Below are 10835 nucleotides of genomic sequence, written 5' to 3'. Positions count from 1 at the left end.
GCGGCCGGGGCCCCCGGGGTCAGCGGGGTTGCCGGTTGGGGGGGGGCGCTGCCCCCCCCCCGCCCCCGCCCCCCCCGGGGGGGGCCCCCCCCCCCCCCCCCCCCCGGGGGCCCGCCGCCGTCGTATGGTCAGCGGGCGCGGGTTCTCAGCGGGCGCGGGCCGAGGTGACCCGGTAGACGTCGTAGACGCCCTCGACGCCCCGTACGGCCTTCAGGACGTGGCCCAGGTGCTTGGGGTCGCCCATCTCGAAGGTGAAGCGCGAGGTGGCCACCCGGTCGCGGGAGGTCTGCACGGCCGCCGAGAGGATGTTGACGTGCTGGTCGGACAGCACGCGGGTGACGTCCGACAGCAGCCGGGACCGGTCCAGCGCCTCGACCTGGATGGCGACCAGGAAGACCGACGACTGGGTGGGCGCCCATTCGACGTCGAGGATGCGCTCGGGCTGCTGGGAGAGCGAGTCCACGTTGACACAGTCGGCGCGGTGCACGGAGACGCCGCTGCCGCGGGTGACGAAGCCGATGATGGGGTCGCCGGGGACCGGCGTACAGCAGCGGGCCAGCTTGACCCACACATCCTCGACGCCCTTGACCACGACGCCCGGATCGGCGCTGGAGCGGCGCTTGGTGCGGCGGATGGGCGGGGCGGTCTCGGCGATGTCCTCGTTGGCCGCCTCCTCGCCGCCGAGCGCCTGGACGAGCTTTTGCACCACGTTCTGCGCGGAGACATGGCCCTCGCCGATGGCGGCGTAGAGCGCGGAGATGTCGGGATAGCGCATCTCATGGGCGAGGGTGACCAGCGAGTCCCCGGTCAGGATCCGCTGGATGGGCAGGTTCTGCTTGCGCATCGCCCGGACGATCGCGTCCTTGCCCTGTTCGATGGCCTCGTCGCGGCGCTCCTTGGAGAACCAGGCGCGGATCTTGTTACGGGCGCGGGGCGACTTGACGAAGCCCAGCCAGTCGCGGGACGGTCCGGCGCCCGCCGCCTTGGAGGTGAAGACCTCCACCAGGTCGCCGTTGTCGAGGGTCGACTCCAGCGGCACCAGCCGCCCGTTGACCCGCGCCCCGATGGTGCGGTGGCCGACCTCGGTGTGCACGGCGTAGGCGAAGTCGACCGGGGTGGCCCCGGCCGGAAGCGCTATGACGTCGCCCTTGGGCGTGAAGACGAAGACCTCGTTGCGGGAGAGGTCGAAGCGCAGGGACTCCAGGAACTCGCCCGGGTCCTCGGTCTCCTTCTGCCAGTCCAGGAGCTGCCGCAGCCACGCCATGTCGTTGATGGCGTCGTCCTTGCCCGCCTTACGGGGCACATCGGTGCGCACCTTGGACGCGCCGGCCACCGCCTCCTGCTTGTACTTCCAGTGCGCGGCGATGCCGTACTCGGCGCGGCGGTGCATGTCGAAGGTGCGGATCTGCAGCTCGACCGGCTTGCCGCTGGGCCCGATGACCGTCGTGTGCAGCGACTGGTACATGTTGAACTTGGGCATCGCGATGTAGTCCTTGAACCGCCCGGGCACCGGGTTCCACCGCGCGTGGATGGTCCCGAGCGCCGCGTAGCAGTCGCGGACGGTGTCGACGAGCACCCGGATACCCACCAGGTCGTAGATCTCCGCGAAGTCGCGGCCGCGCACGATCATCTTCTGGTAGACGGAGTAGTAGTGCTTCGGCCGGCCGGTCACGGTCGCCTTGATCCGCGCCGCCCGCAGATCGCCCTGGACCTGGTCGGTGACGACGGCCAGGTACTCGTCGCGCTTGGGGGCCCGCTCGGCGACCAGCCGCACGATCTCGTCGTACATCTTGGGGTAGAGGATCGCGAAGGCGAGGTCCTCCAGCTCCCATTTGATGGTGTTCATGCCCAGGCGGTGGGCGAGCGGGGCGTAGATCTCGAGGGTCTCGCGGGCCTTCTTCTCCTGCTTCTCCCGCTTGAGGTAGCGCATGGTGCGCATGTTGTGCAGCCGGTCGGCCAGCTTGATGACCAGCACCCGGGGGTCCCGGGCCATGGCGACGACCATCTTGCGCACGGTCTCGGCCTGGGCCGCCTCGCCGAACTTGACCTTGTCCAGCTTGGTGACGCCGTCGACGAGCAGGGCGACCTGGTCGCCGAAGTCCCGGCGCAGGGTGTCCAGGCCGTACTCGGTGTCCTCGACGGTGTCATGCAGCAGTCCGGCCATCAAAGTGGCCGGATCCATACCCAGCTCGGCCAGGATCGTGGTCACCGCGAGGGGGTGGGTGATGTACGGATCGCCGCTCTTGCGCTTCTGGCCGCGGTGCCAGCGCTCGGCCACCTGGTACGCGCGCTCGATCTGGCGCAGCGTCGAGGCTTCCGCCTTGGGGTCGTTGGCGCGCACGATCCGCAGCAGCGGCTCCAGCACCGGGTTGTACGGGCTGGAGCGCTGGACGCCCAGGCGCGCCAGGCGGGCCCGGACGCGGTTGGACGAGCCGGAGCGGGGCGCGGGGCTCTGTGCGGGGCGCGCGGGGGGCGTGGTGGCGGGCAGGTTGCTGGAGCGGCCCGTGGGGGGCTTCGGGCTCGTCTGCTCGGGGCCGCGCCGGGCCGGGCTGTCGCCGCTGTTCTTGGGCACGCCGGAGGCCGCCGTCGGTTCGGCGGCGGTGGGCGCGTCCGGCTGTGCGGAGGGGGTTCCGCCCGGACGGACTTTGGGCGAGAGCGGCTGGGCCTCGTCTGGCAAGAGCACTCCTCAAGCGGTCCGGACCTCGAAAGGTCAGGCTGCCATGGTATCGATCCCGCCACTCCGGTTGCCTGCCGACCGCCAAGCCGGGCATGACGGAGGCATGTGGCGGCATGCCGGAGGGCGGGGACCGGCGGTGCGCGGTCCCCGCCCTCCGGCGGTGGTCTCGGCCCGGTGTGCGGGCCCGTGTCCGGCTCAGACCGTGATCAGGGCCTCCAGCGGGGCGCTGTCGAGCGCGGCCAGCAGACGGCCGCGGCCGTCGAGGAAGCCGAGCTCCAGCAGCACGGCGACCCCGGCGATCTGGGCGCCGGCCCGCCGGATGAGCTGCAGGGACGCCTCGGCGGTGCCGCCGGTGGCCAGTACGTCGTCGATCACCAGGACCCGGTCGCCGGGCTCCAGCGCGTCGGCGTGTATCTCGATCTCGGCGGTGCCGTACTCCAGCTCGTACCCCTGGCCGAGGGTCGCCCCGGGGAGCTTGCCGGCCTTGCGGACCGGTACGAAGCCGATTCCGGCGCTGACGGCGGCCGGGGCGGCGAGGATGAAGCCGCGTGCCTCCAGACCCACCACCTTGTCCGCCCGGTGCCGGACGCACAGCTCGGCGAGCGCCTCGGTGAGCGCGCCGAAGGCGGCGGCGTCGGCGAGCAGCGGGGTGATGTCCTTGAACATCACGCCCGGCTTGGGGTAGTCCGGCACGTCCTGGATCCGGCTGAGGAGCAGCCTGCGCAGCTCCTCGGCGGCGGCCGCGCCGGATCCGTGGGGACTGTCCGCCGTGGTCTTCGTCGTCTCGGTCATCGCCGGGCTCCCCCGCTCATCGTCGCTTGCCCGACGGCCGGCCGCGCCCCCGGTTACGGGAGGCGGGCTGGCGGCGCTGGCCGACGACCCCGGCTGGGGCCGCTGCGGCGTCCTCCAGGTCGGGGACCTCCTCCTCGTCGGACGCCGAGTCGGCAGCCTCGGCCTTGGCGGACGCGGCACGCTTGGCCTTGACCCGCTTGGCCAGCGCCTTCATCTTCGGGTCGCGCTCCTTCAGATCGGCGACCAGCGGGGTCGCGATGAAGATCGAGGAGTACGCGCCGGCGGCGAGTCCGACGAAGAGCGCCAGGGAGATGTCGTTGAGCATGCCGGCGCCGAGCAGACCGCCACCGATGAACAGCAGCGCGCCGACCGGCAGCAGCGCCACGATCGTGGTGTTGATGGACCGCACCAGGGTCGAGTTGAGGCTGCGGTTGGCGATTTCGCTGTAGGTGAAGCGGGTCTGCTTGGTGAGGTCCTTCGACGCTTCCTTGAGACCGTCGAAGACCACGACGGTGTCGTAGAGCGAATAGCCGAGGATCGTCAGCAGACCGATCACGGTGCCCGGGGTGACCTCGAAGCCGACGAGTGCGTAGACACCGACGGTGATGGTGAGGTCGTGGATCAGGGCGATCAGGGCGGCCAGCGCCATCCGCCATTCGAAGGCGATGGCGAGATAGATCACCACCAGCACCATGAAGATCGCCAGACCCTGCCATGCCTTGCTGGCGATCTGCTCGCCCCAGCTCGGGCCCACCAGCTGAGTGTCGATCTTGCTGGCCTCGACGCCCAGCTCCTTGGCGAGGTTCTCCTGGACCGGCAGGGCCTCCTTGGTGCCCAGCTCGCTGATCTGGATCCGCAGGCCGCCCCGGCCGAGCTCCTGGACCACGACGGTGTGGCCGCCGGACGCGTCCTCCGCCGTCTGGCGCAGGTCGGAGGCCGAGACCTTGGTGTTCGGGGTGGTGAAGACGGCGCCGCCGGAGAACTCGATGCCCATGTTCAGGCCGCGCACCGCCAGGCCCACGATGGCCGTGATGGTGATCAGTATCGAGATGCCGTACCAGATCTTCCGCTTACCGACGAAGTCGTAGCCGACCTCGCCTCGGTAGAGCCTGGCGCCGAGAGTGCCGAGTCGCGACATCTCACGCCTCCTTCGTGTCGGCGGGGCCGGGGGCGGCGGGACGGCGACGGCGCAGCGGCGGCGTGACCCCGAGGCGCTTGGGGTCCAGTCCGGACCACGAATGGCCGTTCCCGAAGAACGGGCGGCGGGCGAGGATCGTCATCAGCGGCTTGGTGAAGAGGAACACCACGGCGACGTCGAGCAGCGTGGTGAGCCCCAGGGTGAAAGCGAAGCCCTGCACCTTGCCGACGGTGACGATGTAGAGCACCGCGGCGGCCAGGAACGACACGAAGTCCGACACCAGGATGGTGCGCCGGGCCCGCGGCCAGCCGCGCTCGACGGCGGGGCGCAGCGAGCGGCCCTCCCGGATCTCGTCGCGGATCCGTTCGAAGTAGACGATGAACGAGTCGGCGGTGATACCGATGGCCACGATCGCACCGCAGACCGCCGGCAGGTTCAGCGCGAAGCCGATGCCCGGGCCGAGCAGCACCATGATCGTGTACGTCAGGATCGCGGAGACGCCGAGGCTGGCCATGGCCACGAGGGCGAGACCACGGTAGTAGACGACCAGGTAGATCACGACGAGCGCGAGACCGATGGCACCGGCGACCAGACCGGCGTCCAGCTGCTCACCGCCGAGCGCGGCGGAGACGGTGGTCTCGTCCGCGATGTCGAAGGACAGCGGGAGCGCTCCGTAGGACAGCACGTTGGCCAGGTCCTCGGAGCTCTGCTGGGTGAAGCCACCGGAGATGGTGGCCCGGCCGCCGGTGATGGCGCCCTGGGTGACCTCGGGGTCGGAGACGACCTCGCCGTCCAGGACGATCGCGAAGCGGTTCTGCGGGGACTGCTTGGTGGTGAGCTCGCCGGTGGTCTTGGCGAACTTCTTGGAGCCCTTGCCGTTGAAGTCGAGCTGGACGATCCAGCCCGCTCCGTTCTGGCTCTCGAAGACCGCGGAGGCGTCGTCCACGTCGGTGCCCTCGACCTCGGAGGGGCCGAGGACGAACTTGGCGTCGCCCTTCTCGCTGCAGGCCAGCACGGGGTCGCTCGGCTTGGCGTTGGCCGCCTTCTCGGCGGCCGCGGCGCGCGCGGCCGGCTTGGTGCAGTCCAGGTTCGCGAACTGCTTGGCCAGCTCCTCCTGGCTGGTGGAGCCCGAGGGGCTCTTGGACGGGTCGGCCTTCGGGGTCTTCGACGGCGAGGGGGTCTCGCTGGGCTTCTTGTCGGCCTTCAGGCCCTCGGAGAGGGCCCGCCCCTGGGTGCTGGGGCTGGCGGAGGAGGACGAGGAAGCCGACGACGAGGCCGACGGCGTGCCGGACGGCTTGCCGCCCTTGTCGTCGCCCTTGTCATCACCCTTGCCGCTGGCGCTGGCGGACGGGCTGGGGGTGGAGCTGGGGTCGGGGGTCTTCTGGCCGCTGGTGGTCGTGGTCACCGGCCGGAAGTAGAGCTGGGCGGTGGTGCCGACCTGCTGCCGGGCCTGCTTCGCGTTCGTCCCCTTGGGGATGTTCACGATGATGTGCTTCTCGCCCTGCGTCTGGACCTCGGCCTCGGACACACCCAGACCGTTGACCCGCCGCTCGATGATGCCCACGGCGGTGTTCATGTTGTCCGTGTTGATCGCGTTGGGCTTGCCCGGTTGGTTCTTGGCCTCCAGCGTGAAGCTGGTACCGCCCGCGAGATCGATACCCAGTCGCGGCGTGGTGTGACCGGAGACGAACATGCCTCCGGTCAGCGCCACGATGGCGATCAGGATGACGGCCAAGGCGCGCCCGGGCCTGCCCTGTGACCCGGAGGACCTGCGGCCCTTCTTCGGTGCTGCCACCTTCTCGTATCTCCCTGTCCAACCGCACCGCATCGGGTGTGCGCGGAGCGGCCACGAAGTCTTGTGGGGACGAGCCCCCGCCGGAGCCTAGACCGTTCAGGGAACCGCGGCGCACCAAGCGGGGGCGCGCCGCGGTTTCCCGTATGACGGACTTACTTCGCGTCGGTGCCGCCGTCCCGCTTCTCGTCCTCGGAAGTGCTCGCCGCGGCGGCGTCGTCCTTGCCGAGGTCGATCTTCTTGACGTCCGTCTTCCCGGCCTTCTCGTCCGTCTCGTCGGCCGCGTCGGCCTTGTCGGCGGAGGAGTCGCCATCACCGGCGTCGGCGGCCTCGGTCAGCGAGGAGGCGTCGTCGGGAACGACAGGGGTGTCGGCGGCGTCGGCGTCCTCGTCGGGGTCGATGCCGTGCACGATGCGGTTGTACTCGGCGTCCGCCAGGACGGCTCCCACCGCGTTCTTCGCGTAGATCGCGTGCACGCCGGGGGCCACCTCGAGGAGGACCGTGTCGTCGTGGACCTCCTTGACCGTCGCGTACATGCCGCCAATGGTCCGCACGCCGGTGCCCGGGTGCATGTCATTGCGCATCTGCTGGGCCTGGCGCTGCTTGTTCTTGGCCGATCGCGTCATCAGGAACATGGCCCCGATAAGCACGATGAACGGCAGGAGAGTCACGATATTCACGGGACGGAAATTCCTTCACACGACCGCGGGGAGCGGCCTGGTCTACGGGGGTGGGTATACCGCACGGTGAGCGGACGGCATACGGACGGCATCGGCGGAGTCTAAGCGAGCCCACGCCAATGGAACAACGCCCGGCGCGGTACCGGGGTTCCTGACCCCGCCATTATTGGCCCTCTACGCCATGATGCCGGGTAAGCGAGCGCTTATGCCCCGGCATGGCCCGTCATGCCTCGAAGAGCCCCGCCTGGCCGCCGCCGGCGGTCTGCGGCGGCGGGGTCAGCCCCAGATGGGCCCAGGCCGCCGGGGTACCGATCCGCCCCCGGGGCGTACGGGCCAGCAGACCCTCCCGGACCAGGAAGGGCTCGGCGACCTCCTCGACCGTCTCACGCTCCTCCCCCACGGCGACCGCCAGGGTCGACAGGCCCACCGGGCCGCCGCCGAACAGCTTGAGCAGGGCGCTGAGCACCGCCCGGTCCAGCCGGTCCAGGCCCCGCTCGTCCACGTCGTACACGGCGAGGGCGCTGGCGGCGATCTCGCGCGTGATCACGCCGTCGGCCTTGACCTGGGCGTAGTCCCGCACCCGGCGCAGCAGGCGGTTGGCGATCCGGGGGGTGCCGCGGGAGCGGCCCGCGATCTCGGAGGCGCCCTCGGCCTCGATGGTCACATCGAGCAGCCCGGCGGAACGGTGGATGACCCGCTCCAGCTCGGCCGGGGCGTAGAACTCCATATGGCCGGTGAAGCCGAAGCGGTCGCGCAGCGGGGGCGGCAGCAGCCCGGCCCGGGTGGTGGCGCCGACCAGCGTGAACGGCGGCAGCTCCAGCGGGATGGCGGTGGCCCCGGGCCCCTTGCCGACGATGACGTCGACGCGGAAGTCCTCCATCGCCATATAGAGCATCTCCTCCGCGGGCCGGGACATCCGGTGGATCTCGTCCAGGAAGAGCACCTCGCCCTCGGCGAGGGAGGAGAGGATCGCGGCCAGATCGCCGGCGTGCTGGATGGCGGGGCCGGAGGTGATCCGGATCGGGGCGGCCATCTCGGCGGCGATGATCATGGAGAGGGTGGTCTTGCCCAGTCCGGGCGCGCCGGAGAGCAGCACGTGGTCGGCGGTGCCGCCGCGCTGCCGGGCCGCCTTGAGCACCAGGTCAAGCTGCTCGCGCACCCGCTCCTGGCCGACGAACTCGCCGAGGTCCTTCGGGCGCAGCGCGGCCTCCACCGCCTGGTCGTCGCCGTCGGCGTCGGCGCCCACCAGCCTGCCGCCCGGGCCGGGCGGGGCGTCGTCGGCGGTGGCCGATGGGGTCTCGTCCCAGTTCACTGCGTTTCGCCTCGCGATGTCGTCTGGAGTGGTGTCGCCGATCGCGGCCTGCCGCGGCCGCGGTGGCTCACCGTGTGCGGTTCAGGGTCTGCAGGGCGGCCCGCAGCAGCTGAGCCACCTGGGGCTTGCCGCCCGCGGCCACCGCCTCCTCGGCCTGCGGGGTGACGGCGGCCACCGCCTCGTCGGCCTCCCGGGTGGCGTAGCCGAGGCCGACCAGCGCGGTGTGCAGCTGGTCGCTCCAGCCGGGGGCGGCCGCGGAGCGGGCGCCGGGCACGGCGGAGCCGAGGGGCTCGCCGAGCCGGTCCTTGAGCTCCAGCAGCAGCCGCTGCGCCCCCTTCTTGCCGATGCCGGAGACGGCGGTGAGCGCCTTCTCGTCCCCGGTGGACACCGCGAGCCGCAGCGCATCCGGGGAGTGCACCGCCAGCATGGCCTGGGCCAGCCGGGGGCCGACCCCGCTGGCGGTCTGGAGCAGCTCGAAGACCTGGCGCTCGTCGTCGTCGGCGAAGCCGTAGAGGGTCAGCGAGTCCTCACGGACGACGAGGGAGGTGGCCAGTCGGGCCTGCTGGCCGACGCGCAGCCCGGCCAGGGTGGCGGGGGTGCACTGGAGCGCCATCCCGATCCCGCCGACCTCGATCACGGCGGTGTCCGGGGCGACGGCCGCCACCGGACCGGAGACGAACGCGATCATGAGATACGGCCTTTCGTGGTGCGCGCGGTGCTCGCGGGGCGGGCGGTACTCGTGGTACTGGCGTTATTCGCCGTGCGGGCGCTGTTCGTGGTGCGGGCGCTATTCGTGCTGCGGTGGGCGGCGACGGCCTGCTGGAGGCGGTTGGTCGCGGGGGCCCGCCAGATATGGCAGATGGCGAGCGCCAGGGCGTCGGCCGCGTCGGCCGGTTTGGGCGGTGCGTCCAGCCGCAGCAGCCGGGTCACCATCGAGCCGACCTGCGCCTTGTCGGCACGCCCGGATCCGGTCACGGCCGCCTTGACCTCGCTGGGGGTGTGCAGCGCGACCGGGAGCCCGCGACGGGCCGCGCACAGCATCGCGACGGCGCTGGCCTGGGCGGTGCCCATGACGGTGCGCACATTGTGCTGGCTGAACACCCGCTCCACGGCGACGAATTCGGGCCGGTGGGCGCCCAGCCACTCCTCTATGCCGCGCTCGATGAGGACGAGCCGGTCGCCGATCGCGAGGTCCGCCCCGGTCCGGATGACGCCGACGCCGAGCATCCGCAGCGGGCGGCCCGCGACCCCCTCGACCACGCCGACACCGCACCGGGTCAGCCCCGGGTCCACGCCCAGCACCCGCACCGCGCCCCTCCCCTCACCGCTGCTTCGGTCACCTGTTCCTGCAGGCTAGCGGCTGCCGCCGACAACACCGGCGCGGACAACGCCGACGGGCCGGTGGGGTGATGCCCCGCCGGCCCGTCTCAGTCGTCGACCGCCGTGCCGATCCGCCGTCAGGCGTCCACCTTGGCCATGACCTCGTCGGAGACGTCGAAGTTGGCGAAGACGTTCTGCACGTCGTCGCTGTCCTCGAGAGCGTCGATCAGCTTGAAGATCTTGCGCGCGGCGTCCTCTTCGAGCTCGACCTGCATCGTGGGCACGAAGTTGGCCTCGGCCGAGTCGTAGTCCACACCCGCCTCCTGCAGGGCGGTACGGACCGCGACCAGGTCGGTGGCCTCGCTGATCACCTCGAAGGACTCACCGAGGTCGTTGACCTCCTCGGCGCCCGCGTCCAGGACCGCGCCCAGCACGTCGTCCTCGGTGAGTTCCCCCTTGGGGACGATGACGACGCCCTTACGGTTGAACAGATAGGACACGGAGCCCGGGTCGGCCATCGAGCCGCCGTTGCGCGTCATCGCGACGCGGACATCGGAGGCCGCGCGGTTGCGGTTGTCGGTCAGGCACTCGATGAGCACGGCCACGCCGTTGGGGCCGTAGCCCTCGTACATGATCGTCTCGTACTCGGCGCCACCGGCCTCGAGACCGGCACCACGCTTGACCGCGCTGTCGATGTTCTTGTTCGGAACCGACGACTTCTTCGCCTTCTGGATGGCGTCGAAGAGCGTCGGGTTGCCCTCCGGGTCGGAACCGCCCATCCGGGCCGCGACCTCGATGTTCTTGATCAGCTTCGCGAAGAGCTTGCCGCGCTTGGCATCGATCACGGCCTTCTTGTGCTTCGTCGTAGCCCATTTAGAGTGGCCGGACATCCGCCTGTCTCCTTCGCGTAACCCATTGCTGTACGAACGCCTGAGATCCTACCGGGATCGGCTCAGCCCGCGGCGCGGACCAGCCCTCCCGTCTCCCGCCACCACCCTCAACCGAGCGCTACGCGCCCCGCGCCCTATCTCCCGTCTCCCGCCACCACCCTCAACCGAGCGCTACGCGCCCCGCGCCCTATCTCCCGTCTCCCGCCACCACCCTCAACCGAGCGCTACGCGCCC

Annotated in this window: 9 protein-coding genes; all 9 read right to left on the bottom strand. The window is 71.0% G+C overall.

All coding sequences use genetic code 11. The features are described from left to right. Nucleotides 1-145: 145 nt before the first annotated feature. The 9 genes from ACFYOY_RS07690 to ACFYOY_RS07650 all read right to left on the bottom strand — a co-directional run bounded on the left by ACFYOY_RS07690 (nt 146) and on the right by ACFYOY_RS07650 (nt 10601). Nucleotides 146-2677, bottom strand: a complete 2532-nt coding sequence (locus ACFYOY_RS07690; RefSeq protein ID WP_351902709.1) for a RelA/SpoT family protein — start codon at nt 2675-2677, stop codon at nt 146-148. 195 nt (nt 2678-2872) lie between these two features. Then, complete coding sequence (locus ACFYOY_RS07685) at nt 2873-3469, bottom strand: adenine phosphoribosyltransferase (protein ID WP_388585475.1); 597 nt, start codon at nt 3467-3469, stop codon at nt 2873-2875. Nucleotides 3470-3485: 16 nt separating this feature from the next. Further along, nucleotides 3486-4607, bottom strand: a complete 1122-nt coding sequence (gene secF / locus ACFYOY_RS07680; protein ID WP_351902703.1) for a protein translocase subunit SecF — start codon at nt 4605-4607, stop codon at nt 3486-3488. 1 nt (nt 4608) lies between these two features. Beyond that, nucleotides 4609-6402 carry a protein translocase subunit SecD gene (gene secD / locus ACFYOY_RS07675; RefSeq protein ID WP_388585473.1) on the bottom strand — a complete coding sequence of 598 codons (1794 nt, stop codon included), beginning with the start codon at nt 6400-6402 and terminating at the stop codon, nt 4609-4611. 152 nt (nt 6403-6554) lie between these two features. After that, nucleotides 6555-7079, bottom strand: a complete 525-nt coding sequence (gene yajC / locus ACFYOY_RS07670; RefSeq protein ID WP_351902697.1) for a preprotein translocase subunit YajC — start codon at nt 7077-7079, stop codon at nt 6555-6557. A 223-nt stretch (nt 7080-7302) separates the two neighbouring features. Continuing rightward, complete coding sequence (ruvB, locus tag ACFYOY_RS07665) at nt 7303-8391, bottom strand: Holliday junction branch migration DNA helicase RuvB (RefSeq protein WP_351902694.1); 1089 nt, start codon at nt 8389-8391, stop codon at nt 7303-7305. 67 nt (nt 8392-8458) lie between these two features. Beyond that, complete coding sequence (gene ruvA / locus ACFYOY_RS07660; protein ID WP_351902691.1) at nt 8459-9079, bottom strand: Holliday junction branch migration protein RuvA; 621 nt, start codon at nt 9077-9079, stop codon at nt 8459-8461. After that, nucleotides 9076-9699, bottom strand: coding sequence for a crossover junction endodeoxyribonuclease RuvC (ruvC, locus tag ACFYOY_RS07655; RefSeq protein ID WP_388585469.1), 624 nt, complete (start codon nt 9697-9699; stop codon nt 9076-9078). The genes ruvA and ruvC overlap by 4 nt, the downstream gene beginning before the upstream one ends. Before the next feature lie 149 nt (nt 9700-9848). After that, nucleotides 9849-10601 carry a YebC/PmpR family DNA-binding transcriptional regulator gene (locus ACFYOY_RS07650; RefSeq protein ID WP_351902685.1) on the bottom strand — a complete coding sequence of 251 codons (753 nt, stop codon included), beginning with the start codon at nt 10599-10601 and terminating at the stop codon, nt 9849-9851. Between the last annotated feature and the right edge of the window lie 234 nt (nt 10602-10835).

It is taken from the genome of Streptomyces sp. NPDC007875 (genome assembly GCF_042868035.1).
Classification (GTDB): domain Bacteria; phylum Actinomycetota; class Actinomycetes; order Streptomycetales; family Streptomycetaceae; genus Streptomyces; species Streptomyces antimycoticus.
The sequence above is the reverse complement of the archived record's forward strand: the minus strand, read 5'-3'. Positions and strand labels throughout refer to the sequence as shown.

What these genes read in the sequence shown, in the direction of transcription:
- ACFYOY_RS07685 (WP_388585475.1), bottom strand. Translation starts at nt 3,469, where the DNA reads ATGACCGAGACGACGAAGACCACGGCGGACAGTCCCCACGGATCCGGC.
- secF (WP_351902703.1), bottom strand. Translation starts at nt 4,607, where the DNA reads ATGTCGCGACTCGGCACTCTCGGCGCCAGGCTCTACCGAGGCGAGGTC.
- ruvA (WP_351902691.1), bottom strand. Translation starts at nt 9,079, where the DNA reads ATGATCGCGTTCGTCTCCGGTCCGGTGGCGGCCGTCGCCCCGGACACC.
- ACFYOY_RS07650 (WP_351902685.1), bottom strand. Translation starts at nt 10,601, where the DNA reads ATGTCCGGCCACTCTAAATGGGCTACGACGAAGCACAAGAAGGCCGTG.